Here is a 25,612-nt window from a genome sequence, read left to right as displayed (position 1 = left end):
CACCATGCCAAAACGCTCAGCGAAAAGCGACAGGCGCGGGCACGAGACTTGCTTTCTCCTCTGGGGCAACGGGAGGCAACACCATGGCTGATGCGCCAAGCGGCCGATCGCTCGTCGTCGATGCGGTCACCCACCGGTATCCGAGTGGCGCGCTCGCGGTCGAGAACATCAATCTCGACATCAAGGGCGGCGAGATCATCGCCCTGCTCGGCCCGTCCGGCTGCGGCAAGACAACGCTGCTGCGCATCATCGCCGGCTTCATCGCGCAGACGCAAGGGAGGATCATCATCGGCGATGACATCGTCGATGCGTTGCCGCCGAACAAGCGCGCAGTCGGCATCGTGTTCCAGAATTACGCGCTGTTCCCGCACCTGTCGATCAGCGAGAATGTCGCCTACGGCCTCGCCGCCCGCGGCATCGACAAGGCGACACGCCAGCGCGAGGCACAGCGCCTGCTGGAGCTGGTACAGCTGCCGGCTATGGCCGAACGGCTGCCGCGGCAGCTCTCCGGCGGCCAGCAGCAGCGCGTTGCGCTCGCCCGCGCGCTCGCGATCAAGCCGTCGATCCTGCTGCTCGACGAGCCCTTTGCCGCGCTCGACAAGAATTTGCGGCTGGACATGCAGATCGAGGTCAAGCGGCTGCAGCGTGTCTCCGGCATCACGACGCTGATCGTCACGCACGACCAGGAAGAAGCGCTGTCGATGGCCGATCGTGTCGCCGTGCTGAGCCATGGCAAGCTCGAGCAGTTCGGCTCGCCATCGGACGTCTACGACCGTCCGCAGACGCTGTTCGTCAACACCTTCGTCGGCTCCACCAACCGCATGCCCGGTGTCGTGGTCTCGGCGGACCGCACAGCGGCGAAGGTGCGCCTCGACGCTGGCGCGGAGATCATCGCACGACCCGCAGGCGGTGCGCTCAGCGAGGGCGGCCGCGTCACCGTCTGCATCCGCCCTGAGCATCTGCAATTCGTCGGCGACGAGACCGGCTTTGCCGGCGTCGTCGGCATGTCGCTGCCGCTGGGCGCAACCGTCGTGCACGAGGTCACCACTGCCGACGGCTCCGGCGTCAAGGTTTCTCAGGCGCGCATCGGCGAGACGCGCGCCCTTGAGAACGGCGCGGCGGTGCGCCTCGCGCCGCTCGCCCCATCGCTCGCCAACGCCTTTCCCGCAACGCTTTAGATCCAGTCTTTGTCCAGAGGGGAGTTTGATATGATCATGAACCGCAGAAGCCTGCTGACCACGGCGCTCACGCTCGGAGCCATGAAGGCGTTTCCAGGCCTGAGCTACGCCCAGGCGCGCCCGCTGGTGTTTGCGACCTTCACCGGCAGCTGGGAGGAAGCCCACAAGGCCGTGCTGGTGCCGGCGTTCCGCAAAGCCAATGCGGACGCCGCGATGGTGCTCGATCCCATGCTCTCTGTCGACCAGATCGCCAAGGTCAACGCAGCCAAGGCCAATCCGCCGATCGACGTCATGCTGCACGATCCAGGCCCCGCCCTCGTCGCCGTCGGCCAGGACCTGGTCGAGCCCTATCCGGTCGAGAAGAGCGCCTATTACAAGGACCTGATCGCCGAGGCACAGGAGCCGATGGGCCCCGCCCCGTTCTTCCAGGTCGTCGGGCTCACCTACAATCCGGAAGCGGTCAAGACGCCGCCGACGTCGTGGGCCGATCTCTGGAAGCCGGAATTCAAGGGCCGCGTCGGCATCACCAACCTCAACTCGACGCTCGGCACCGGCTGGCTGGTCGAAATCGCCAAGATGCGCGGCGGCTCGGAGGCCAATGTCGATCCCGGCTTCAAGGCGCTGGAGGAGCTCAAGCCCAACCTCGCCGCGGTCGCCGCCAATCCCGGCGCGCTCGCCACCCTGTTCCAGCAGGGCCAGATCGATATCTCGCCCGGCAATTTCAACGCCATCCAGATCCTGAAAGCGCGCGGCGTGCCGGTCGAGTTCGTGGCCCCGAAGGAAGGCGCCATCGCCTTCAAGACCACGATCCACATCGTCAAGAACTCGCCGAACCGCGAGCTCGCCTTCAAGCTGATCGAGGCGGCGCTGATGCCGGAGGTGCAGACCACGCTGATGAACCCGCCCTATCTGATCGTGCCGACCAATTCCAAGGTGACGATGGGCGGCGAGATCGCGCGCGTGCTGGCCAAGGACACCGCCGAGCTGAAGAAGAAGTTCGTGTTCCAGGACTGGAAGAAGATCAACGAGCAGCGCTCGGCCTGGATCGAGCGCTTCAACCGCGAGATCAAGATCTAACCATGGGCGCAGCGCCGGCAGCACGGGACGTGACGTCCTACGGAATGGGATTGGCAGCGCCGCTGGCGCTGTTCTTCCTGGTCTTCTTCGTCGCGCCGCTGCTGCAATTGTTCTGGCTCTCGCTGCACAACGACACGGCCGGGCTCCATTGGGGGCTCGGCCAATACCTGCACTTCCTCACCGATCCCTTCAGCCTCGGCGTGCTCGGCTCGACGCTGCTGCTGGGCGCCGAGGTGACGGCCGTCTGCCTCGTGCTCGGCTTTCCCATCGCCTGGCTGTATCAGCGGGTCGGGCCAAAGCTTCAGACCGTCATCATCCTGATCGTGCTGCTGCCGCTTCTGACCAGCGTCGTGGTCCGCACCTTCGCCTGGATCGTCATCCTCGGGCGCCAGGGCATCATCAACGCGACGCTGCAATCGCTCGGCCTGATCGATACTCCGCTGAAACTGCTCTACACACAGTTCGGCGTGGTGATCGCGCTGGCACAGGTGCAGATGCCCTTGATGACGCTGCCGCTGATCACCGCGCTCGGCCGCATCGATCCCAATCTCGACGATGCCTCCTGCTCGCTCGGCGCCGGAAGCTGGCGCACCTTCTTCCGGGTCGTGCTGCCACTGTCGCTGCCCGGCGTCATCGCCGGCTGCACGCTGACCTATGCCGCGGCGATCACCGCCTTCATCACCCAGTCGCTGGTCGGCGGCGGGCAGATGCTGTTCATGCCGATGTATCTCTATCAGCAGGCCTCGACGCTGCAGAACTGGCCGTTTGCAGCCGCGATCTCGATCATCTTCCTGCTCGCCGTGCTCGCGGTCGTCTCGCTCTTCACCACGCTGGGCCGCATGTCGCGCGGCTATGGAGGCGCATGATGAGCGGCCGCAAGCGCACGCTCGAGGCGATCAGCTTCGAGCTCGTGATGACCGTAATCGCGGTGATCGCGCTTGTTGTCATCATTGCCCCCTCGCTCGTGGTGCTGATCGTCTCCTTCACCAGCGGCTTCTCGCTGCGCTTCCCGCCGCCCGGCTATTCGCTGCGCTGGTACGTCGAGCTGTGGAATGCCTGGCAGCTGCATTTCGCCGCCAAGAACAGCCTGATCGTGGCGCTGTGGGCGACCGGCCTGTCCGTCGCCCTCGGCGTCGCTGCCGCGCTCGCGATCTCGCGGTCGCGGGCGCTGTCGGCACGTCTGCTCGATTCCCTGTTCATGTCGCCGCTGGTGCTCCCGGCGCTGGCCTTCGGCCTCGCCGCCCTGATGCTGTTCTCGCTGGTCGGCCTGCCGGTGTCGCCGCTGACGCTGGTGATCGGCCACACCGTGGTCTGCGTGCCCTATGTCGTGCGCAACACGGTCGCAGCGCTGGCCCAGCTCGAGCCGACCCTGCTCGAAAGCTCGGCCGTGCTCGGCGCGAGCCGCCTCTACACGTTTCGCCGCATCGTGCTGCCGCTGATCCGGCCGGGCATCATTGCGGGCGCTTTCATCGCCTTCATGTCGTCCTTCGACAACGTGCCGGTGTCGCTGTTCCTGCGCGATGCCGCCACCGACATGCTGCCGATCCGGATGTGGCAGGATCTGGAAGGCAAGCTGGATGTCACCATCGCCGCGCTGTCTGGCGTGCTGATCATCGCCACCGTCGCGCTGGTCGCGGTGATGGAGCGCGTCACCGGCCTGTCGCGGCGGCTGACCAACTGATCAGGCGCCGCGGAACAGCGAATAGCCCCAGCGCGTGAATTTCAGCGGCAGATGAAAATGCTCGTCAACGTTCTTGATGCGAAAGCGGAACGGCGTCACGCTGAGGAAGCCGTCGCGCTCGCCAAAGAACTCGCCGAGATGAAACAGCACCTCGTACTCGCCTGCCGTGACGCCTGCGCCTTGCGCAACGGCATGATCGAGCACGCCGTTGGCGCCGAGCCGCCCGTCGGCGATGCGCTGGGACTCCGGATCGATCCGCCAGATCTCGACGCGCAGCCCCTGCGCCGGGCGCCCGCTCGCGACATCGACCGCGTGAATGGAAATACCGCCTGCCACAATGTTCCTCCCATGAGCACGCCGCCATGGTAGACGGAAACACGGCCGCTCGGCCAGCATCGGCATTGCTGCCGGCGCTGGGTGCCATGACCGCACTGCAGGCCCTGGTCGCGCTGGCCTTGTTCGCGCCCGGCGTGGTCGCCCCGCGCGCCCATATCGAGGTCTGGCAGCTCTCGCTGTTTTCCTGCGCCGTGTTCGCGGTCGGTATCCCCGCCTCGTTCTGGGGCGGCGGCTTCATCGCGCGCGTTGGTTCGCTGCGGATCGCGAGCCTGTGCGCGGCGGCCATCGTCGTCGGCATGGCACTGGCGTCGCTCGGAACGAGCGCCGCCCTGCTGGCCGCAGGCCTCTGCATCGGCCTCGCCATGGGCCCGGAGACGCCGGCGAGCGCGGCGCTGCTGGCGCGGCTCGTCACCGCCGAGCGGCGCGCCTTCGTGTTCTCGGTGCGTCAGACCGGCAACCAGATCGGCGCCGTCTGCGGCTCGCTGGCCCTGCCCGCGATCGCCATCGCGTTCGGACCGGCGTGGTGCTATGCGGCCGTTGCTGCCTTGGCGCTGCTTGCGATCGCGCTGTTCGAATGGTTGCGGCCGGCCTATGCCGGCAAGGTCGCCCCGCCGCCAAAGCTCGATCTCCGCGCGCGGCTGGCGCTGGTGATTGCGGACCGGCGAATCGCGATGCTGGCGCTGGCCTCGATGCCGTTCAGCGCGATGCAGGTGTCGCTCAACACGGTCTTCGTCACGCTCGGCACGCGCGAGCTCGGCCTCAGCCATATCGAGGCCGGCATGGCGCTCGCTTGCGCGCAAGCCGGCGGGCTCGTCGGCCGGCTCGGCTGGGGCTATGTCGCCATGCGCCTGGACGCCTCGCGCGCCGTGCTCGTCGTCATCGGCCTCGGCATGGCCTTCTGCGCCGCGCTGCTGGGCCTGAACGGCGCTTCGCTCGGCCGCAGCGGACAATTCATCATTGCCACCTTGTTCGGACTGACGGCGTCGGGCTGGAACGGCGTCTTCGTCGCCGAGATCGCCCGCCTCGCCCCGCAGGACCGGATCGGCGAAACCACCGGCGCGGTGCTGACCGCGTCCTATGCCGGACTCCTAGCAGCGCCGGCGCTGGTGTCGATCCTCGACGGCGTGGCCAGCCTCGGCATGGCCTTCTTCGCCCTGGCGTGCCTTGCGCTCGGCGGCACATTGGCGTTGATCTGGGGAGGCCATGACAAAGCGGACAGATAGCGCGCGCGAGATCGCCGCCGACGTCAGCGCCGGGCGGACGAATGCGGTCGAGACCGCGAAAGCCGCGCTCGGCCGCATCGAGGCCGCCAGGGCCTTGAACGCGGTCGTCACGATCGATCCTGCGCGCACGCTGGCGGATGCTGCGGCGGTCGATGACCGCCTGCGTATGGGCGAGATCATGCCGCTCGGCGGCGTGCCCGTCATCGTCAAGGACAACATCTGGGTCGGCGGCTGGCGCGTGACGCAGGGCTCGCGCCTGTTCTGCGATTTCATCGCGCCGCGCGATGCCATCGCGATCGAGCGGCTGCGCAACGCCGGTGCCGTCGTCGTCGGCATCGGCGCGACCTCCGAATTCGCCTGCAAGGGCGTCACGACCTCGCAGCTATACGGGCCGACGCGACATCCGCTCGATTCCGCGCTGACGCCCGGCGGCTCATCGGGAGGCCCGGCCGCCGCGGTTGCGGCCGGCCTGGTGCCGCTCGCGATCGGCACCGATGCAGGTGGCTCCAGCCGCAGGCCGCCGGCCCATGTCGGCGTCGCCGGCTTCAAGCCGTCCTACGGCGCGATCCCCTACGGGCCGGGTTTCGCTGAACCCTTCTTCGGCCTCTCCGTCATCGCGCCCATCGCATCCGATGCGACCGACATCGCGCTGGCGTTTGAAGCCATGGTCGGCGCCGATCCGCGCGATCCGGATTCTGCCGTCGTTGCGCAGCAGGCCAATGACATCGGCAGTCAGCGCTTCGCGTTCTCGCCGCGCCTTGGTCTCGACGTCGCGATCGACGACGTCGTCGCGAATGGCCTCGCCTGCGCCGTCGACCGGCTTTCCGCCGCAGGTCTGCGCATCGCACAACGCGATCCGGTCTGGCCGGCAGGCGCCACGGAGGACGCCATCATGCCGCTTCAGCATGCGGGCCTCGCGGCGCTCCATGGCGATACCTTTCGCAAGGATCCGACTGTCTTCGATCCTGATATCGCCAAGCAGATCGAACGAGGTCTCTCCTGGTCGGGTGCGGACGTGGCGGCAGCGCTGCTCGCGAGCGCCGCGATCGCCAATGCGTTCGCGGCTTTCTTCACTGAGGTCGACCTGCTGCTGACGCCGACCGTCCCATGCGTCGCCTGGCCGCTGACGCAGCTCGGCCCTGATATGATCAGTGGAAAACCCGCAAGCCCGCGGGCCCACGCGGTGTTCACGCCCTTCGTCAATCATGCCCGCCTGCCGGCGATCTCGATTCCTTGCGGAACGGATCGGCGCGGGCTTCCCTTCGGCCTTCAGATCATCGCGGCGCGCGGGCAAGACCGCTCGCTCCTCGCAGCCGCGCAAGAGATCGAAGCGATCTTGCGAGCGTAGTGCCTGACGCAAACGGAGAATCCCATGGTTGAGAACGCGCATTCGACAATTCGGCCGCTCGACCCCCGCGACCGGTGGTCCGAGCTCTCCCGGGCGGAGCGTAGCGCGGCCTATGACAACAATGCGGCGGTCAAGAACAGCCCGGCGCTGATCGCCGAGCGCAACGAAGCCTCAAGCCGGCTGCGGGGCGCGCTGACGTCCCACCTTGACCTGCCCTATGGCGAGCGGGCGAACAACAAGATCGACCTCTATCTGGCCGCGCAGCCTGATGCGCCCTGCCTGGTGTTCCTGCATGGCGGCTACTGGCAGCGCAATTCGCGCGAGCTGTTCGCCATGCTGGTCGAAGGCGTCGCCGCGCATGGCTGGTCGGTTGCGATACCCGGCTATTCGCTGGCGCCCGAGGTGTCCCTCACCGACATCGTCGCCGAGATCCCGCGCGCACTCGACTGGCTCGCGGCGCATGGCGCGTCCTATGGCGTTGCCGGGCCGGTCGTGCTGTCGGGCTGGTCCGCCGGCGCCCATCTTGCTGCGATGGCGCTGGATCACCCGCGTGTCCATGCGGGGCTGGCGCTCTCGGGCGTCTACGATCTCGCGCCGATCCGCGATACGGGGCTGAACGAGGCGCTGAAGCTGACGGACGAGGAGATCGCCACGCTGTCGCCGCTGCGCCTGCCCGTCACCCGGAAACGCCTCGACATCGCCTATGGCAGCAGCGAGCTGCCGGCGCTCGTCTGCGATTCGATCAATCTCTTCGACAGGCGCGTGGCGGCGGGAGCGCCGGGCAGGCTCATCGCGGTCGAAGGCGCCGACCATTTCACCATTCTGGAGGCTCTGCGTCGGCCGGACGGAGTCCTAGTGGAGGCCGCGCGGCGGCTATTGGACTGAAACTCGCGAAAACAACCCCATGCACAGTAGCGATGTCGTTGTTTGCAAAGGCGAATTGTTTGAGGGTCGATCGAAGTCGCCGCCGCTGCTTTGACTCGTCGGGCAAAACAGGGGCATGATGTCATCATCGCCCAGGCTGCCGCTCCTGCACCTCAATCCAGATTCGCTCGCCTATGATCCGCACCGGATAAAGCCGCAGCGGACGGCTCGGCCATCCCGCACTGATCGCGCCGTCGCGCAAATCGAATGATGCCGCATGGCGGGGACAATTCAGGCGCCCGGCCGTCACCTGCCCCAAGGCCAGATCCGCCTGTTCGTGCGGGCATGCACGTTCGCAGGCGACGACGTTGCCCCCGTTCCAGATCACGAGCAGGTCGCGCCCGGCGACGCGGACGATCGCCTTCGCCTTCAGCCGGTCGAGATCGCAGACGGCAATCCACCCGGCGTCGTCACCCACCGAGATAGGCCTTGCGCACATGCTCGTTCGCGATCAGCTCGGTCCCGGCGCCCGACAGCACGATGCGGCCGTTCTCGAGCAGATAGGCATGGTCGCACATCTCGAGCGCAGCGAAGGCGTTCTGCTCTACCAGCAGCACCGTGGTGCCGGCATCGCGAATGCCGCGGATGATCGCAAAGGTGCGCTCGACGATGTTGGGGGCAAGCCCAAGCGAGGGCTCGTCGAACATGATCAGCCGCGGCCGCGACATCAGCGCGCGGCCGATCGCGAGCATCTGCTGCTCGCCGCCCGACAACGTGCCCGCCGCCTGCCGACGCCGCTCGGCGAGCCGCGGAAATTCCGTGTAGATGCGGTCGCGGTCGGCCGCGATCTCACCCGAACCACGACGAAGGTATGCCCCCATGTCGAGATTTTCCTCGACGCTCATATGCGGAAAGACGCGCCGCCCTTCCGGGCAATGCGCGATCCCGCTCGCCAACACGCGCGGCGGCCTCGCGCCGGTGATGTCGATGCCCTCGAACTTCATCTGGCCCGAGCGCGGCGGCACCAGGCCGGAAATCGCGCGCAGCGTCGTGCTCTTGCCGGCGCCGTTGGCGCCGATCAGGGCGACCAGTTGCCCTGCCTTCACGTCGAGCGAGATGCCGCGCAGCGCGGTGACGCCACCGTAGCCGCAGACCATATCGCGGATCTCAAGCACGTCCTGCTCCATGTCCAAGATAGGCTTCGATCACCGCGGGATCATTGCGGATCACCTCCGGCGTCCCTTCGGCGATGATGCGGCCATAGTTGAGCACCACGATGCGATCCGAGACCGTCATCACCATCGGCATGTCGTGCTCGACCAGCAAAATTGTGATGCCGCGGTCGCGGATGCCACGGATCAATTCGACGAAGCGATGGGTCTCCGAGGCGTTCATGCCGGAGACCGGCTCGTCGAGCAGCAGCATCGACGGCTCCGCAGCGAGCGCCAGCGCGACACCGACGAGACGCTGCTCGCCGTAGGAAAGCGAGCCCGCCGCATCGTGGGCGCGGCGTTCGAGCCCGACCCATTCGAGCAGCTCGCCTGCCCGCTGCCGTAAGCGGCGCTCCGAGGCGCGGGCGCCTGGCAGGCCGAGGATGGCGTCGAGCAGCCGGACCCGACCCTGCCGGTGCAGGCCGATCAGGAGGTTGTCATAGACGGTGTCGTTCGGGAATACGCTGGTGCGCTGGAAGGTGCGGATCAGGCCGAGATCGGCGATCTCGTGCGGCTTCAGACCGGCGAGCGCAGTGTTGCGATAGGTGACGCGGCCGGCGCTCGGCGTCAGGAAGCCGGTCATGACGTTGAAGGCGGTGGTCTTGCCGGCACCGTTCGGCCCGATCAGGCTGACGATCTCGCCCTCGCCGACCTCAAAGCTCATGTCGGAGATCGCAACAAGGCCGCCGAAGCGGACCGCGACCTGATCGATGGTCATGGCAATGCTGCGCGCCGTCATCACGCCGGCTCCTTGGCAGCGGTCTCCGTGAGGGTCACGGGCGCGGGCCCCGCCGGCCGCCGCCGCTTCGCCAAGCGCAATGCGAGCGAGGGCACGATACCGCGCGGCATCACGAACAGGATCGCGATCAGCACGCCGCCATAGGCGATCCACTGCGCCTCCGGCGCCATCACCGGCCGCAGCGCCACCGGCAGCAGGCCGAAGATCAGGCCGCCGAGGACGGGCCCCGCCAGCGAACCCTTGCCGCCGGTGATGACCATGATCACCATGGTGACGGTGTTGATGAAGGCGAAGACTTCGGGATCGATGATCCGGATGTAGTGCGCATAGAGGCTGCCGGCCCCACCCGCGATCGCGGCGGAGATCACCGCGGCAATCGTCAGCGTCCTGGTCACGTCGATGCCGACGGAGACCGCGAGCGTTTCGTTCTCCATCAGGCCACGCATGGCGCGGCCGAAATGGGAATGAACGAGGCGCGCGATCAGGAGATAGGCGGTGAGCGCGACGACCAGGACGAGATAGTAATTGTGGAATTTCGTGCGCAGCGTCAGCTCGCCAAAACCGGGCAAGGGCAACGCGATGGAGGGAATGTTGGTCAGCGCCAGCGGGCCCTGCGTCAGCTCGACCCAGTTCAGCGCGACCAGCCGGACCACCTCGGCAAAGGAGATCGTCACAATGACGAAATAGGCGCCGCGGACGCGGAACGACAGCAGACCGACGAAATAGCCGCACAATCCCGCGACCAGGATCGCCAGCACGAAGCCTATGATCGGCGGCCAGGGTGCATGGACAAGACGAAAACCCCCGGGCAGGCCGATGTCGAAGCCGAGCGATGTCAGTGCACTGACATAGGCGCCGATGCCGAAAAAGGCGATATGGCCGAGGCTGAGCTGGCCGGTGAAGCCGAGCAGCAGATTGAGGCTCATCGCCCCGATGACGAAGATGCCGGTCGTAATCAGCGCGTTGAGCAGATAGGGATCGCGCAGCCAGAGCGGCACCGAGGCAAGCGCCGCGACGGCGAGAATGGTGACGATTGTCCTCATCCGACGCGCTCCGCACGCGCGAACAGGCCCGTCGGCCGGAAGATCAGCACGGCGATGATGATGAGAAAGCCCATGGCGTCGCGGTAGCCTGACGAGACGTAGCCGGCGCCGAGCTCCTCTGCCAGCGCCAGGATGAAGCCGCCGATCACCGCGCCCGTGATGTTGCCGAGGCCGCCGAGGATGACGATGGCGAAGGCCTTGACGGCGGCGAGATCGCCCATCTGCGGGAAGATCACGTAGACCGGCCCGAGCAGAGCGCCCGCGGCGGCGGCGAGGCTGGAGCCGATCGCGAAGGTCGAGGTGTAGATCATGTCGACATTGACGCCCATCAGGGACGCCGTGTCGTGATCCTGGAAGGTCGCCCGCATCGCGCGGCCGAGGCTGGTCTTGTTGATGAGCAGATACGTCACCAGGATCAACATGGCCGCGGCGGCCAGGACGAACAGGCGCAGCCATGAAACGGAGACCGGCCCGAGCACCAGCGGCGCTTCCGGGAATGGCGTCGCCACCGATTTGGCGACGCCGCCCCAGATCCACAGCGTGCCCGACTGCATTGCGATCCAGGCGCCGATCATCACCAGCATGGTGGTGTCGATGTCGGAGCCGCGCAGCGGACGCAGCAAGGTCAATTCGATGGCCGCACCCAGCAGCCATCCGGCCAGCACGGCCACGGGCAGCGCGAGAAAGAAATTCAGCCCGAGCTGCTGCACCACGATGAACATGACGTAGGCGCCGAACGTGTAGAGCACGCCATGCGTGAAGTTCACGACGTTCATGATGCCGAAGATCAAGGTCAGCCCGATGCCCAGCAGCGCATAGGTGCCGCCGAGCACGAGCATGTTGATCAGATGCTGGAGGAATTCGCTCAAGGCCGTTCCTAGATGTTCTGGGTGCCGGCGAGGGCCGCAACGTGCCGCCCTCGCCGGGGATTGACTCATGCTAAAGCGGAAGGGCTTTAGGTCGGATCGATTGCCACAGGCTCGGCGCGGGTGAGGGCTTTCACCTCTTGGGGATTGTCCCGCTGCGGAGACACCCTCTCCCCAGCCCTCTCCCGCAAGCGGGCGAGGGAGCGCGCCTCCTTCGTTGCTGCATCGAACCTAATCTCATCGCGCTTTAAAGCGTCTTCATCTCGACCTTGCCGTCGTTGATCTCGATGAGATAGACGTTCGGCTGGCTCTGACCGCTCTCCTTGCCCTCGGGGCCCGACTTGCGGAACACGATGTCGCCGTTCAGCCCCTTGATGTTGATGTTCCAGAGCGCCGCCTTGATCGCGGCGGGCTCGGCCTTGCCGGCCTTCTCGATCGCGGCGGCCACGGTGCGGATGCCGTCATAGCCGCGAAAACTCTCGGTGCAGCCCGCGAACTCGAAGCCGCGCTTCTTCCATTCCGCGATGAAATAGTTGGTGGCTTCCGGATTCGGCGTCTTGTCCGGGAACCAGGGCAGGAAGGTGGTCAGATGCATGGTGCCGTTGGCGGCAGCGCCGGCTTGCGCGATGATCTGGTCCGGGTTCTGCGAGCCGCCGGTGGTGATGATGCGCTTCTTCAGGCCCAATGCCGCGGCCTGCTTGAAGATCAGGGTCAGCTGATCGACGGCGGTGGTGACGATCACCGTCTCGGAATCCGAGCTCTTGATCTTGGAGAGCTGCGCGCTCATGTCCTGCGCGCCCTGATCCATGGTCTCGACCAGACCGATGCTGATGCCCTTGTCCTTCATCATCTTGCTGAAGTCCTCGGCGGTGCCGCGGCCCCAGTCGTTGTTGATGACGAGGAAGTCGACCTTCTTGAGCGCGAGCTTGTCGACGATGCCCTTGAACGCGGCCGCCTCGACCGCCGAGGGCGGCGAGATGCGGAAGATGAAGGGATTGCCCGTCGTCGTGATCTTGCCGGAGGACGAGGTCTCCACCACCATCGGCGTCTCGTATTCCATCAGCTTGGGCATCACCGCGAGCGTCAGGCTCGAGCCCCAGGCACCCATCAGGACCGGCACCTTGTCGCTGGTGATGAGCTTCTCGGCGACGGCGGCGGCCTCCGTCGGGTTGCTCTTGTTGTCCTCGATCACGAGCTCGATCTTCTTGCCGAGCACGCCGCCCTTGGCGTTGATCTCGTCGGCGGCGATCTTGGCACCGTTGACGACGTAGGTGCCGGACGCCGCGAAAGCGCCGGTGAGCGGCTCGTTGACGCCGATCTTGATGGTCTGCGCCCCCGCTGCGCCGCCAAACAAGGCCGTCGCCAGCGCGATGGCCGGAACCAGTCCGAGTGTTCGTGTCATGCTGTCTCTCCAAATCCCACGCTGTTGATGTCTAGTCAGTTCCAGGCTTCGTCATTCCGCGGCGCCGGCGCGCCGATCATTCCGCGCCATCTCTTCCGAAGGCGCGGTGAAATAGTCGCGCGAGCCGGGCTCGCAAGACGTCCGATGCAATCGACCAGAAGCTGAGCTCCGCCGGAGCTACCTGCCCCGAGGAGGCCCCGGACATGTGGCGATCGAGATTGGCGGCGAAGTCCGCTACCAGGCGCCGGGCGAGGTCTCGCACGAGACCGGGACGGCCGACCTGGGCCAGCATTCCCGTGAGCGCGTAGCCGATCGACAATTCGACCGCGGTCGCGGCGCCACCATCCAGCGGCAGCAGGCGGTAACGGATCTCGCCCTGCGTCGCCGAATGGCTGCGCTGGTCGGTGCCGATGCCGACGATGCGCCCCGAGAGTGTCGCGGGATCCCGCTCGACACGCGCGGCGCCCTCAAAGGCGGCGGCGATCGGCCCGAGCCTGACTCGGATCAATCCTTCGACGCGCTCCGGTTTTGGCGGCGACGTCAGCGATACGCCAGGGAGGCAGGATGCGATGCCTACGATGTCGTCGAACAGCGCGAACACCTTTGCCGGCGGATGCGGCAGCGTAAAGCGCTGGTCGAGCACGGTCGCCGGCGTGAAGTCGGGGATACTGCCGGCTGCGATATTCTCTGAGGCCGCAGCCAGCGCTTGTTGCGCAGGCCGCGGCTCGCTGCGACCGGACGCGGCGCGTCCCGACCCGACGGGGCCGAGCCCGGTCCGGCCGCCATCCGCCACCGGCGCGATGTTGCGCGCGCGCCTCGCTTCAATCACGGACTGCACCGCGCGCACGATGCCGACATAGCCGGTGCAGCGGCAGAGATTGCCGCTGAGACCGATGCGAATCTGGCGCTCGTCGGCGTCGGGCAGACGCAGCACCAGGTCGCGCGCCGAGACCAGCATGCCCGGCGTGCAATAGCCGCATTGCAGCGCGTGCTCGCGGGTGAAGGCGGCGCGCAGCTCGGTGGTGATCTCGTCCTCGTCGAGGCCTTCGATGGTGGTGACGTCGGCGCCGTCGCAGGCCGCCGCATAGGTGATGCAGGAGCGCGCCGGCACGCCGTCGAGCAGCACGGTGCAGGCGCCGCAGACGCCGTGCTCGCAGCCGAGATGCGTGCCGGTGAGATCGAGCTTGTCGCGGACGAAATCGGCCAGGCTCGTGCGCGGCTCGGCCGGCAGCTCCACCGCGCGGCGATTGACCTGAAGCGCGATCGTGGTCATGCCGCGGCCTCCAGAACGGCGCGCTTCAGCACGCTGACGTGGATGTGGCGCTGCGCGGCATCGTCGATGCCCGCGCTTGCGAGAACGGCATCGGCGGCACGGACATCGAAACGCTGCTTGTAGTCGGCGGCGATCCGGCCGCCGAACAGCTCTGCGGCATCAGTCAAGACGATGGGCGCGGTATCGATTGCGCCGATCACGACACGCGCCGAAGCGACGGTGGGGTCGACCAATATTGCACCGATCGCATCGGCGAATTCGCCGGTCTTGCGGCAGCTCTTGGCATAACCCCAATGCGCCGACGCCGATCGTGCCGGCACATGGACCGCCTCGACAATCTCGCCAATATGAAGCGCAGATTCCAGCGCACCGACCACAAACGCTTCGACGACCATCGAGCGCGCACCGGCAAGACTGCGCAGCGTCACGCGCGCGCCCAGGGCCGCCAGCGCCGAAATCCAGTCCGCGGCGGGATCGGCATGGCTGAGCGAGCCGCCGATCGTGCCGCGGTTGCGCACGGCGCGGTACGCAATATTGGCGGCGACGGCCCTCATGGCCCCGCGGGTCACGTCAGCCGTGCGCCCGTCCTCGATATCAGCATGGGTGACGAGGGCGCCGAGCACCAGCTCGTCGCCGGAGACCTCTGCGCGTTTGAGCTCGGCGAGACCGGAGATATCGATAATCAGCTCCGGCTGCACCAGCCGCAGATTGAGCATCGGCCCGAGCGACTGGCCGCCGGCGATGATCTTCGCCGATCCATTGCTTGCAGCCAGCATCGAGAGAGCCGAATCGAGGTCGCGCGGGCGCTCGTAGGCAAAGGGCGCCGGTTTCATGCCGCGCTCCTCTCAGCCGCACGCGCGGCCAGCACCGCCGCAACGATGCGATGCGGCGTGATCGGCGACTGCATCAGCTCGACGCCGAGCGGCCGCAGCGCGTCGTTGACGGCATTGGCGATCGCGGCGGGCGGTGCGATGGCTCCGCCCTCGCCGATGCCTTTGACCCCGAATTGCGTATAGGGCGACGGCGTCTCCATGTGGTCGAGGCGCGCGGCCGGGACCTCGGTCGCGCCGGGCAGCAGGTAATCCGCGAGCGTCGTCGCCAGCGGCTGGCCGGAAGCGTCGAACGGCATTTCCTCGTACAGCGCGGTGCCGATGCCTTGCGCGAGGCCGCCATAGATCTGCCCGTCGACGACGAGCGGATTGACCAGCACGCCGCCGTCCTCGACGATCACGTAGTCGAGGATCTTGACCTCGCCGACGTCAGGATCGACCGCGACGACGGCTGCATGCGCGGCGTAGCTGAAGGTGCCGCTGTCGCGCACGGGCTTGTAGCCTTGCGTCACCTCGAGTCCGCCGGGATCGACGTCTGGCGGCAAATCCTGCGGGCGGCGGTACCAGGTGTGGGCGATCGCCTTCAGGCTGACGCTGCCGTTGACGCCGCGCACCTCGCCATTCTGCAACACCACGGCGGCCGGGTCGTGCTGTAGGAGTTTCGCGCCGATGCGGCGCGCACGTTCGCCTAGCTCGCGGCAGGCGGTCGCGACCGCACCGCCCGCCATCACCATCGAGCGCGAGCCCCAGGTTCCGGTCGAATACGGCGTCATCGCGGTGTCGCCGAGGACGATGCGGATGTTTGCGACATCCACGCCGAGGATTTCATGCGCAACCTGGGCGAGCGTGGTCTCCATGCCCTGCCCGTGCGAATGCACGCCGACCCGGAGTTCGAGGCCGCCGTCCGGCGTCATCCGGGCCGAGGCCTGCTCATGTCCCGGTACCATCGGGATACCCCAGCCGGAATAGACCGAGGTGCCGTGTGCGGCCTGCTCGCAATAGATGGAGACGCCGACGCCGAGGCGACGGCCGTCGGCCTCGCCGTGCTTTTGCCTGGCGCGGATGGCGTCGACGTCGATGGCGGCGAGCGCGCGGCGCATCGCTTCCGGATAATCGCCGCTGTCGAAATGCTTCCTGGTGATGTTGTCGAACGGCATCTGCTCGGGGCGCACCAGATTGCGCAGCCGCACCTCGCCGGGCTCGAGCCCGGCTTCGGCCGCGACGAGGTCGAGCATCAATTCCAGCGCAAAGCAGACGCCGGTGCGCGCGACGCCGCGATAGGGCAGGATCGGGCATTTGTTGGTCGCGACCGAGAAGGTGCGGCAGCGATAGGCCGGCATCTTGTAGGGGCCGGGCAGGATGCTGGCGACCTGCGCGGCCTCCAAGCAGGCCGAGAACGGATAGGACGAGTAGGCGCCGGAATCGACGGTTGCCTCGCAGTCGATTCCACGCAGCGTGCCGTCGCGGTCAGCGTAGACCGTGATCCTGTAATGGTGCTCGCGGCAATTGGAGCTGGCGACGAGGTGCTCGCGGCGGTCTTCGAGCCAGCGCACCGGATGGCCGCAGCGCATGGTCAGCCAGGACAGGCAGACCTCTTCGGGCAACAAAATACCCTTGTGACCGAAACCGCCGCCGACATCGGGCGAGATCACGCGGATCTGCCCCTCCTCCATGCCGAGGCACTCGGCAAGGCCGCTGCGGGTGATGTGCGGCATCTGCGCCGCCGAATGCAGCGTGAGCTGGTCGAGCCTCCTGTCGAAGGTCGCGACCACGCCGCGGCCTTCCAGCGGCGACATGCATTGCCGCGCCGTCGAGATCTCGCGCGTCACCTTGATCGGCGCGTCGACCGCTGCGGAGATGTCGACCTCGTAATTGGTCTCCAGGAAGACGTTGTCGCCCCAATGCTCGTGCACCAGCGCCGAGCCGGGCTCGCGCGCCTTCAGCATGTCATGGATCGCAGGCAGCTCCTCCAGATCGAGCGTCACGGAGGCCGCGATGTCCTCGGCCTCGGCCCGCGTCGGCGCGAGGCACATCGCGACGAGCTCGCCGACCTGGCGCACCTTGCCGGTCGCCAGCACCGGCTGCTCGGAGATCTTGAAGCCCGGCAGCCCCGACACCGCGCGGATCGGCTTGATGCCGACGAGATCGGCCGACGTGAAGACATTGCCGCGATAACGTTCGGGCACGTGGATGCCGCGGATGCGCGCATGCGCCAGCGGGCTGCGCACGAAGGCAACGTCCTGAAGACCGGCGAGCCTGACGTCGCCGACGTATTGGCCGCGGCCGCGCATCAGGCGATCGTCTTCCTTGCGCGGCAGCCGCGCGCCAACGCCCTGCCCCGTCTTACCCGATCGAAATTCTCGCTCGTTGCGCAACTCGGCGTTCTCCTTCACCGCCCGGCCTTATGCCGCGACGGCCTGCGGCAGAATCGGCGCGACCGCGTCGAAGCGGGTGCCGGCGCGCAGGCAGAAGGCCGGCTGCAGCAGGCGCTCGGCAATCACCTCGTTCTTCTCGTTGTCCTTGAGCACGAAGCGGCCATTCTGTTCCGTGAGCACGGAGACGTCGGCATCCATGCCGACCTTGAGCGCGCCGATCTCCTCGCTACGGCCGAGCATTTTCGCGGGATTGGAGGTGACCATCGGCACCACCTGCTCCAGCGACAGGCCGAGCGCCATCATCGAGCTCATCGCCTGGACCAGGCTGAACTTGGCCTGGCCGGCGAAGGGATGGTTCTCGTCGTCCTCGTGCTGGTCGGGCGTCCCGGCCGGCGCGGGCACATGGGTGTTGTAGCCGTGGATGTCGGCGCCGAGCGTGGTCGGAATGATGCCGGCGGCGATCGCCTTCTTCGCGAGCCGATAGGAGAAGTGGCTGCCGTGGCCGACGTCGACCTTGAGGCCGCGGTCGAGCGCGGCCTGGATCACCGGATGCACCTCGCCCTCACGATTGACGAAGCCGCCGGGATGGCGCGTGAAGGGATGAGCGAGGATGTCGCCCTCGCGCAAGAGCGGGATCACGCGGGTGAGGATGGTGTCGGCGTCCTCGCCATTGGCGCCGCTCTCCGGCAGGCCCCAGAGCTGGCCGAAATGCACATAGACCGGCAGGTCGGCGCGCTTGCCGATCTCGGCCGCCATCTCGATGACGCGAATGCCCCAGCGCGCGAAGCCGCCGATTTCCGCGTGAGCCTTGATGCCGCGCACGAGATCGAGATTGGCGGTTGCCGCCTTGACGGTCGCATCGATGTCGACGCCGTCAGGGCTGTAGAGCTGCGGATAGAAATGGCCCTCGAGGCCGCCGACGAGATAGGCGGAGATAAACGCATAGACGCGCGAGGCCGAAGCTTCCGCGATGAAATGGCGGAAGCCCGGCAGCGTCATGCAGGACGGACCGCCCTGATCGACCAGCGTCGTCACGCCGGACTGTACGCCGACCATGTCGGGGTTCATGCCGAAACGGCCGGAGACATATTGATAGACATGGGCGTGGGTGTCGATCAGTCCGGGCAGCACGAGCTTGCCGCTGACATCGACGACCTCCTTCGCGCTGGTCGGCAGAATGTCGGATGCGACCGCCGCGATCTTGCCATTGCGGATGGCGACGTCCTTGAGGCCATCGACGCCGGAGGCCGGACAGATCACGCGGCCACCTCGCAGCAAAAGATCGAAGCTGGCAGTGACGGACATGGCGCTCTCCTTAGGCTCTCGCGCAGGCGGTTGCCCCGCTCTCGAATTACGAAGCATGCTTCGCATTTGGATAAAAGCAAGCTTCGTGCCATGATCCTGTGGTGGCGAGCGCGTTCGAATCGAGCTAAGCGCGAAGGGGTCTGGGGTTGGGAGAGCGTGCATTGCGGCAAGCCAGGAAAAGTCGCAGCGGGGGCAAGCACCGCCCCTGGCCATTGTCGGAACGGCCCGGCTATCTGATCCGCCGGCTGCACCAGATTCACGTCGCGCTGTTTCAGGAAGCCTGCGGCGAATTCGAGGTCACGCCGCTGCAATACAGCCTGCTCTCGGCGCTGGCGGTGCGCGAAACCGCCGATCAGACCACTTTGGCGGCCGATATCGCGCTCGATCGCACCACGACCACCGGCGCATTGAAGCGGCTCGCCGCGCGGAACCTGGTCGAGCGTGCGGTGAACAAGGACGATCGGCGCGCGCGATTGTGCCGCCTGACGCCCGCCGGCGCCGCGCTGCTGGTTAGAATCGAGGGCGCAGCACGGCGGGCGCATCGCGCAACGCTCGGCGATTTGAGCCAGCGCGAACAGGCGCTCTTCATCGAGATGATGCAGCGCATCGTCGCCGGCAATCCCAGTCGCGACAGCGCCGCTGCCCTATTCGATTAGAGGCGCGTGCTGCGCTTTTGAGTTGGGCTGCTCAATTTATCATCGTACCGCTGCCCGGCGGTGCATCGATCGCCACTATCAGGGGGCAGGTCCGGTGTGCGGCGGCACGCCGGCGCGTCAGCAAGGCCGCGCTTGAAAACGCAGTCGCATTCGAGGCGAGCCTCGCTGCATCCGGCATCCGAACGCGCCCTGCCCGGCAGCGCCGCAACCCATGGCACGATTTATGCTGCAATGATGCGAAGCGTGCTTCGTATTGGGGGATCTCATGACGGATACCGAACTTCGCGCTGATATTCACAGCATCGAGCCAATTCCCGATGCGGACCGGGACTCCACCGGGCCGCAGCAGATGTGGATCTGGGCCGGCGCCAACATCGCGCCGGTGAACTGGGCGCTCGGCGCGCTCGGCATCATCCTCAAGCTCGGCCTGATGGAGACGATCGCGGTCATCGTGCTCGGCAACATCGTGGGCTGCGCGATCTTCGCGACCTTCACGGTGATGGGGCACAAGACCGGCGTCAACCAGATGGTACTGAGCCGGTCCGCCTTCGGAGTCCGCGGCGCCTACCTGCCGAGCATCCTGATGTTCCTGATGACGCTGGGCTGGATCGGCGTGAACACCTACTTCCCGGTCAAGGTGTCAATGGGCATCCTCGGCCAGTTCGGCGTGCCCGACACCTGGCTGGTCGAGATGATCGTCATCACGCTGGTGATGGCGGTGCAGGTGCTGATCGGCGTCTACGGCTTCTACGCCATCCGCACCTTCGAGAAATACACGGTGCCGCCGACCATCGCCATCATGGTGCTGATGAGCGTGCTGGCCTGGACGCGGCCCGGCGTCGTCAACTGGAGCCTGACCACCTCGCTGCCGCCCGGCGCGCATCTGGCGATGCTGACGCTGCTGATGACCGCGATCGGCGTCGGCTGGGGGATTTCCTGGGTCACCTGGGCCTCCGACTATTCGCGCTTCGTGCCGCGCTCGACGCCGTCGAAAGCCGTGTTCTGGTACAGCTATGTCGGCATGTTCGTGCCGACGGTCTGGCTCGGCATCCTCGGCGCGACCATCGCCTCGACGACGCTGGACACCGATCCTGCCAAGATGGTGAGCGCGGTGTTCGGCGGCCCGGTCAGCATCCTCGTGCTCTTGATGGTGCTGCACGGCCCGATCGCCACCAACATCCTCAACGTCTATTCGGCGACCTTGGCGGCGCTGAGCGCGGGGCTGAAACTCTCGCGCTTCTGGCTCACAATCATCGTCGGCGTCGCCGGCTATCTGGTCACCCTCTACTTCATCTTCGCGCCGTCGTTTGCGAAGGCGTTCGACAATTGGATGATCAGCCTGCTGTTGTGGATGAGCCCGTGGGCCGGCGTGGTGCTCGCCGACTTCTTCATCAAGCGCAAGGGCACGATCGAGGTGGCCGAGCTCTATCGCTCGCCGGAGAGCAGCGCCTATGGCGACATCAACTGGGCCGGCATGATCGCGTTCTTCGCCGGCCTCGTTGCCGGCTGGCTGGTGGAGGACGGTCTCGTCGGCGCACTGCAGGGACCGATCTCGATCAATCTGCTCGGCGGTGCCGATCTGAGCTGGTTGTTCGGGATCGGCGTGGCGGGCCTCGTCTACCTCGGGCTCGGCAAGTTCGCGACCTCACCCACGCCGGCGGTCGCGAGCCGTGCCGGCGGGTAGCCCACGGACCTCGTCTCTCGTCAGCGGTTGCGGCCAAGCCTCACGATGATGTCGCCGGGCCCAAGTCCTCCGGCGACATGAGGGTGCATTCGCCACAGGCTCTCGCCATCGACCAGCGAGGGCATCGGGAGTTCGTGATCGGCGAAATTGGCGACGATCTGCAGAACGTCGCCCTGCTCCGTCTGCCAGCGCACATCCACGCCGCCCATGCGGGGATCGGTGCCCAGTAGCTGTCGCTGCGCCGAAACGAACCCACGTTTGATCAGCGGCACGATCTTCTCGTGCCGGATCGTCAATAAGTGCGCCGTCAGCGCCCGGAACCTTGTGCCGGAAGGCGACTGGTCGATGCTGGTCCAGTCCAGCTTGGAGGCGAGGAAGGTTCTTTCGTCGCACGGGTCGGGGATCACGGCGCGCGTTTCGGGCGTCGCGAACGCCTTGAAGTGCGAAAACTCCTTGCGGCGCCCCTCCCGTGTCAGTTCGGCAGCTTCGCCCGTCCAGTCGGCGAAGAACAGGAAGGGCGTTTCGGCGGCCGCTTCCTCGCCCATGAACAGGATCGGAATATGCGGGCTGAGCAGAACCAGTGCGAGGGCCAGCTCCAGCTTGTCCGGGCCGACCAGCCGCGACAGCCGTTCCCCAAAGGCGCGGTTGCCGACCTGGTCGTGGTTCTGGGCGAAGAAGATGGTCGCTTCCGGCGGCAGATGAGCACTCGGCTCGCCGCGCGGCGCCTCGTGCAGGGGAAACACCTCGCCCTGATAGGCAAAGCCCTCGGTCAGGGATCGCGCGAGATGTTCGAGCGGCTTGTCTGCAAACGCCCGGTAATAACCTTCGTCCTCGCCCGTGAGCAGGACGTGGAGCGCGTTGTGGAAATCGTCGCCCCATTGCGCGTCGTAGTACGTCGCTCGTCCCTGCGAACGCGCGAGCAGGTGCGCCTGATTGGCCTCGTTCTCCAGCATCAGATGGACGCGCCGACCCGCCAGCTGACTGCGCAGGGCCTCGGCGAGCTCGACCAGGAAATGACGCTTCGAATCGTCCTTCAGCGCATGAACGGCGTCGAACCGCAGGCCGTCGACCCCATAGTCGCGCAGCCACATCAGGGCATTCTCGATCAGAAACCCGCGCACGAATTCGCCGTCGGTTCCTTCCAGGTTGACAGCGGGCCCCCACCCCGTGGCGTGGCGCGGGCTGAAGAAGTTCTCCGCATAGAGATGCAGATAGTTCAGCTGCGGCCCGAAATGGTTATAGACGACGTCGAGATAGACCATGATGTCGAGGGCATGCGCGGCGCGCAGCAGCCGCTTGAGATCCTCCGGCCGGCCGTAGCGGGCATTCGGCGCGTTCAGGAGCACGCCGTCATAGCCCCAATTGTGCCGGCCGGGGACGTCGTTGAGCGGCATCAGCTCGATGGCTGTGACCCCGAGATCGCGAAGATAGGGCAACTTCTTCTCGACGCCGGCATAGGTCCCCTCCTCGCTGAACGTGCCGACATGCAGCTCATAGATCACGGCTTCCGCCCAGGGACGGCCCGGATAGAGCACCGGGTCCCTCAACGCGGCCGTATCGACCACCTCGCTCGGCGCGCCGACGTCGTCCGGCTGGAAGCACGAGGCGGGATCGGGCACGACGAGATCGTCGTTGATCCTGAACTGATAGCGCGTGCCGGCGCGCGCGGTCCGGCTGAGCAGCTGACACCAGCCGTCCGCATCGCGCGGCATCCTGCGTGGCGGCTGGCCGCTTTCGAGCAGCTCGACCGACCGCGCCGTCGGCGCCCACAAGTTGAACGAGACCCCATGATCGACGATCTGGGGACCATGGCGCCGACTTTGCTCGGCCTTTCCCAGTCTTTGATTCAAGCCCGTCGCCTTTCCCCGCATGCCCGCCTCGGCACGCTTCAAGATTGCGCGCGTCGGGGCGACAAAGCGGAGCCGTGTGCGTTCGTTCCTCCACGGCCCGAGGCCGGACATTTGCAGCGCGAGGGGAACGGAATCAGCAGCGCGACTGTTACCGTTCCAGACAGGAGCTGTCGCCATGCGCCGCCCGAAGCCGCAACCGATCCGTAACAAGCTCGACCTGACCGACCGCATCCAGGTGCGCCTCGTCAAGAAACGGCTCGGACTGTCGGACGCCGAGCTGATCGCGATCGTCGGGCGCATCGGCAACTCCATTCCGGCCATCAGCAAGGAGGCGGCTCTGCAGAAAGCCAACGCGCCGTCCAAGCCGGCCGGCGTAGAGCCCATTGCCGCGACTGCGCCGATATCCTGACAGGCAATTCGGGGGCGGAGATGGACCAGCCAGCACATTCAGACGACGCCCTGTCGCGGACGGCCTCGCGCCTGCGCCGCACCCGGATCACCGAAGGCAGACCCTTCCCGCTCGGCGCCACCTGGGATGGCCTCGGCGTCAATTTCGCGCTGTTCTCCGCCCATGCCACCAAGGTCGAGCTCTGCCTGTTCGACGATACCGGCGAAACCGAGCTCGAGCGCATCGAGCTGCCCGAATATACCGACGAGGTGTGGCACGGCTATCTGCCCTCCGCCCGCCCCGGCACCGTCTACGGCTATCGCGTCCACGGCCCTTATGAACCCGACGCCGGCCACCGCTTCAATCCCAACAAGCTCGTGCTCGATCCCTACGCCAGGCAGCTGGTCGGCCAGCTCCGCTGGGGACCGGAGCTGTTCGGCTACCAGCTCGATCACGCCGACAAGGACCTCTCCTACGACGAACGCGACAGCGCGCCCTTGATGCAAAAATGCCGCGTCATCGATCCCGCCTTTACCTGGGGCATGGCGCGGAAGCCGGAAGTGCCGTGGGAACGCACGATCTTCTACGAGATGCACGTCAAGGGCTTTACCCAGCTGCATCCGCTGGTGCCGGAAGCCGACCGCGGCACATTCTCGGGCCTCACACATTCGGAAATCCCGGCTTACTTGCGCTCGCTCGGCATCACCAGCGCCGAGCTGCTGCCGATCCATGCCTTCGTCGACGACAGCTATCTGATCGAGAAAGGCCTGCGCAATTACTGGGGCTACAATTCCATTGCCTTCTTCGCCCCGGAGCCGCGCTACCTGAAGACGCCGTTCGCGAACGAGTTCAAGGCCATGGTCAACCAGTTTCATGCCCATGGCATCGAGATCATTCTCGACGTCGTCTACAATCACACCGCCGAAGGCAACGAGCTCGGCCCGACCCTGTCGTTCAAGGGCATCGACAATGCCAGCTATTACCGCCTGCTGCCGCACAAGAAGCGCTACTATATCAACGACACCGGAACCGGAAACACGGTCAATCTTTCGCATCAGCGTGTGCTGCAACTCGTCGCCGATTCCTTGCGCTACTGGGCGACCGAGATGCGGGTCGACGGCTTCCGTTTCGACCTCGCCACCATCCTGGCGCGCGAACCCTATGGCTTCGATGAAGGCGGCGGCTTCCTCGACGCCTGCCGCCAGGATCCCGTGCTCTCCAGCGTCAAGCTGATCGCAGAACCCTGGGACATCGGGCCCGGTGGCTACCAGGTCGGTCAGTTTCCGCCGGGCTGGGCCGAGTGGAACGACAAGTTCAGGGACACGGTGCGCGCCTTCTGGAAGGGCGATCCGGGCACGCTGGCCGACTTCGCCAAGCGCGTCTCCGGCTCCGGCGACCTCTTCAACAAGCGCGGACGCCGGCCTTGGGCCAGCGTCAACTTCGTCACCGCCCATGACGGCTTCAACCTCACCGATCTCGTCTCGTACAACGACAAGCACAACGAGGCGAATGGCGAGGACAATCGCGACGGTCACAGCAACAACCATTCCTGGAATTGCGGCGTCGAAGGGCCGACCAACGACCCGGAGATCACCGCCTTGCGCGAGCGCCAGAAGCGAAATCTGCTGGCAACGATGCTGTTGTCTCACGGTACGCCGATGCTGCTCGCGGGCGACGAGTTCGGGCACACCCAGAACGGCAACAACAACGCTTACGCCCAGGACAACGAGATAACCTGGCTTAACTGGATGGGCATCACCGCGAACGGCCGCAGCCTGCGCGAGTTCGTGCGCAAGCTGATCGCCACCCGCAAGGCGTTTCCGATCCTCTACCGCAGCCGCTTCCTGGTCGGCTCGCATAACGAGGAGCTCGACGTCAAGGACGTCACCTGGCTCTCGCCATCCGGCGAGGAGATGACGACGGAGCAATGGCAGGACGGCAACGCCAAATGCTTCGGCATGCTGCTCGACGGCCGTGCGCAGGAGACCGGGATCAAGCGCCGCGGCTCGGATGCGACCATGCTGCTGATCTACAACGCGCACCACGACGTCGTGAACTTCACCCTCCCGGAGGTCACCGAGGGACGCAGCTGGCTCGGCCTGATCGACACCAATCGGCCCGACGCGCCGATGGCCGAGTTCGAGTTCGGGCATGCTTACGCGGTGACCGCGCGCTCGCTCGTGGTGTTCGGCCTTGCGAACGACAGCATCGCGACGCGGCGTCTCCGCCAAGGTCTCGGCGCGCTGCTGGACATCGCCGACACGCCTCTGCCGGAGTAGCCTC

23 protein-coding genes are annotated in these 25,612 nt (G+C 66.4%); 11 read left to right on the top strand and 12 right to left on the bottom strand.

Going from position 1 to position 25,612, the window contains the following annotated elements:
• Positions 1–83: 83 nt before the first annotated feature.
• From N2604_RS17660 to N2604_RS17645, 4 genes are read left to right on the top strand one after another with little or no spacing between them, the layout of a single operon-like run.
• Positions 84–1,178, top strand: coding sequence for an ABC transporter ATP-binding protein (locus N2604_RS17660; RefSeq protein ID WP_172784487.1), 1,095 nt, complete (start codon positions 84–86; stop codon positions 1,176–1,178).
• Positions 1,179–1,208: 30 nt separating this feature from the next.
• Entirely contained in the window at positions 1,209–2,255 is a 1,047-nt protein-coding gene (locus tag N2604_RS17655) for an ABC transporter substrate-binding protein (RefSeq protein WP_260375888.1), read from the top strand.
• 2 nt (positions 2,256–2,257) lie between these two features.
• Positions 2,258–3,121, top strand: a complete 864-nt coding sequence (locus N2604_RS17650; RefSeq protein ID WP_260375887.1) for an ABC transporter permease — start codon at positions 2,258–2,260, stop codon at positions 3,119–3,121.
• A complete protein-coding gene (locus N2604_RS17645) occupies positions 3,121–3,936 on the top strand; it encodes an ABC transporter permease (RefSeq protein ID WP_260375886.1) in 816 nt (271 codons plus the stop codon). Before N2604_RS17650 ends, N2604_RS17645 begins: the two co-directional genes overlap by 1 nt.
• Here N2604_RS17645 and N2604_RS17640 read toward each other — a convergent pair whose 3' ends face one another.
• Positions 3,937–4,272 carry a hydroxyisourate hydrolase gene (locus N2604_RS17640; RefSeq protein WP_260375885.1) on the bottom strand — a complete coding sequence of 112 codons (336 nt, stop codon included), beginning with the start codon at positions 4,270–4,272 and terminating at the stop codon, positions 3,937–3,939.
• A 26-nt stretch (positions 4,273–4,298) separates the two neighbouring features.
• Between N2604_RS17640 and N2604_RS17635 the strand changes: the two genes are divergently transcribed.
• The 3 genes from N2604_RS17635 to N2604_RS17625 are packed head-to-tail and all read left to right on the top strand — an operon-like array spanning position 4,299 to position 7,728.
• Entirely contained in the window at positions 4,299–5,495 is a 1,197-nt protein-coding gene (locus tag N2604_RS17635; RefSeq protein ID WP_260375884.1) for an MFS transporter, read from the top strand.
• The gene (locus tag N2604_RS17630) at positions 5,476–6,843 is read left to right on the top strand and encodes an amidase (RefSeq protein ID WP_260375883.1); all 1,368 of its coding nucleotides are present in this window, start codon (positions 5,476–5,478) and stop codon (positions 6,841–6,843) included. The genes N2604_RS17635 and N2604_RS17630 overlap by 20 nt, the downstream gene beginning before the upstream one ends.
• Positions 6,844–6,867: 24 nt before the next feature.
• Entirely contained in the window at positions 6,868–7,728 is an 861-nt protein-coding gene (locus N2604_RS17625; RefSeq protein ID WP_260375882.1) for an alpha/beta hydrolase, read from the top strand.
• Between the two features lie 124 nt (positions 7,729–7,852).
• Here the strand turns inward: N2604_RS17625 and N2604_RS17620 are convergent, their stop codons facing one another.
• From N2604_RS17620 to N2604_RS17575, 10 genes are all read right to left on the bottom strand, one after another.
• On the bottom strand, positions 7,853–8,185 hold the full coding sequence (locus N2604_RS17620; RefSeq protein ID WP_409241719.1) for a Rieske (2Fe-2S) protein: 333 nt from the start codon (positions 8,183–8,185) through the stop codon (positions 7,853–7,855).
• Positions 8,178–8,882: an ABC transporter ATP-binding protein gene (locus N2604_RS17615; protein ID WP_197961093.1), complete on the bottom strand. Its 705-nt coding sequence runs from the start codon at positions 8,880–8,882 to the stop codon at positions 8,178–8,180. The genes N2604_RS17620 and N2604_RS17615 overlap by 8 nt, the downstream gene beginning before the upstream one ends.
• Entirely contained in the window at positions 8,875–9,657 is a 783-nt protein-coding gene (locus N2604_RS17610; protein ID WP_260375880.1) for an ABC transporter ATP-binding protein, read from the bottom strand. Before N2604_RS17610 ends, N2604_RS17615 begins: the two co-directional genes overlap by 8 nt.
• Positions 9,657–10,700 carry a branched-chain amino acid ABC transporter permease gene (locus tag N2604_RS17605; RefSeq protein WP_260375879.1) on the bottom strand — a complete coding sequence of 348 codons (1,044 nt, stop codon included), beginning with the start codon at positions 10,698–10,700 and terminating at the stop codon, positions 9,657–9,659. The genes N2604_RS17610 and N2604_RS17605 overlap by 1 nt, the downstream gene beginning before the upstream one ends.
• Positions 10,697–11,569: a branched-chain amino acid ABC transporter permease gene (locus tag N2604_RS17600; RefSeq protein ID WP_260375878.1), complete on the bottom strand. Its 873-nt coding sequence runs from the start codon at positions 11,567–11,569 to the stop codon at positions 10,697–10,699. The genes N2604_RS17605 and N2604_RS17600 overlap by 4 nt, the downstream gene beginning before the upstream one ends.
• A 244-nt stretch (positions 11,570–11,813) precedes the next feature.
• A complete protein-coding gene (locus N2604_RS17595) occupies positions 11,814–12,968 on the bottom strand; it encodes an ABC transporter substrate-binding protein (RefSeq protein ID WP_260375877.1) in 1,155 nt (384 codons plus the stop codon).
• A gap of 76 nt (positions 12,969–13,044) precedes the next feature.
• Entirely contained in the window at positions 13,045–14,241 is a 1,197-nt protein-coding gene (locus N2604_RS17590; RefSeq protein ID WP_260375875.1) for a 2Fe-2S iron-sulfur cluster-binding protein, read from the bottom strand.
• Positions 14,238–15,074: a xanthine dehydrogenase family protein subunit M gene (locus N2604_RS17585; RefSeq protein WP_260375873.1), complete on the bottom strand. Its 837-nt coding sequence runs from the start codon at positions 15,072–15,074 to the stop codon at positions 14,238–14,240. Before N2604_RS17585 ends, N2604_RS17590 begins: the two co-directional genes overlap by 4 nt.
• Positions 15,071–17,464: a xanthine dehydrogenase family protein molybdopterin-binding subunit gene (locus N2604_RS17580; protein ID WP_260375871.1), complete on the bottom strand. Its 2,394-nt coding sequence runs from the start codon at positions 17,462–17,464 to the stop codon at positions 15,071–15,073. The genes N2604_RS17585 and N2604_RS17580 overlap by 4 nt, the downstream gene beginning before the upstream one ends.
• Before the next feature lie 9 nt (positions 17,465–17,473).
• Positions 17,474–18,751 (bottom strand): amidohydrolase/deacetylase family metallohydrolase, encoded by a 1,278-nt coding sequence (locus tag N2604_RS17575; protein ID WP_260375870.1) that lies wholly within the window; start codon positions 18,749–18,751, stop codon positions 17,474–17,476.
• Between the two features lie 161 nt (positions 18,752–18,912).
• On the opposite strand from N2604_RS17575, the gene N2604_RS17570 reads away from it, so the two are divergent.
• Together N2604_RS17570 and N2604_RS17565 are read left to right on the top strand one after the other, a co-directional pair.
• Positions 18,913–19,407 carry a MarR family winged helix-turn-helix transcriptional regulator gene (locus N2604_RS17570; RefSeq protein WP_260375869.1) on the top strand — a complete coding sequence of 165 codons (495 nt, stop codon included), beginning with the start codon at positions 18,913–18,915 and terminating at the stop codon, positions 19,405–19,407.
• A 265-nt stretch (positions 19,408–19,672) separates the two neighbouring features.
• Entirely contained in the window at positions 19,673–21,091 is a 1,419-nt protein-coding gene (locus tag N2604_RS17565; RefSeq protein WP_260375867.1) for a cytosine permease, read from the top strand.
• Positions 21,092–21,111: 20 nt separating this feature from the next.
• Here N2604_RS17565 and treZ read toward each other — a convergent pair whose 3' ends face one another.
• Positions 21,112–22,941 carry a malto-oligosyltrehalose trehalohydrolase gene (gene treZ, locus N2604_RS17560; RefSeq protein WP_260375866.1) on the bottom strand — a complete coding sequence of 610 codons (1,830 nt, stop codon included), beginning with the start codon at positions 22,939–22,941 and terminating at the stop codon, positions 21,112–21,114.
• A gap of 175 nt (positions 22,942–23,116) precedes the next feature.
• On the opposite strand from treZ, the gene N2604_RS17555 reads away from it, so the two are divergent.
• Positions 23,117–23,350: a DUF3606 domain-containing protein gene (locus tag N2604_RS17555; protein ID WP_260375865.1), complete on the top strand. Its 234-nt coding sequence runs from the start codon at positions 23,117–23,119 to the stop codon at positions 23,348–23,350.
• A gap of 20 nt (positions 23,351–23,370) precedes the next feature.
• Complete coding sequence (gene glgX / locus N2604_RS17550) at positions 23,371–25,608, top strand: glycogen debranching protein GlgX (protein WP_260375864.1); 2,238 nt, start codon at positions 23,371–23,373, stop codon at positions 25,606–25,608.
• Positions 25,609–25,612: the final 4 nt, after the last annotated feature.

Source organism: Bradyrhizobium sp. CB1015, from assembly GCF_025200925.1.
Lineage (GTDB): Bacteria > Pseudomonadota > Alphaproteobacteria > Rhizobiales > Xanthobacteraceae > Bradyrhizobium.
Note: the sequence above shows the minus strand (reverse complement) of the source record. Positions and strands in the feature narration are given on the sequence as shown.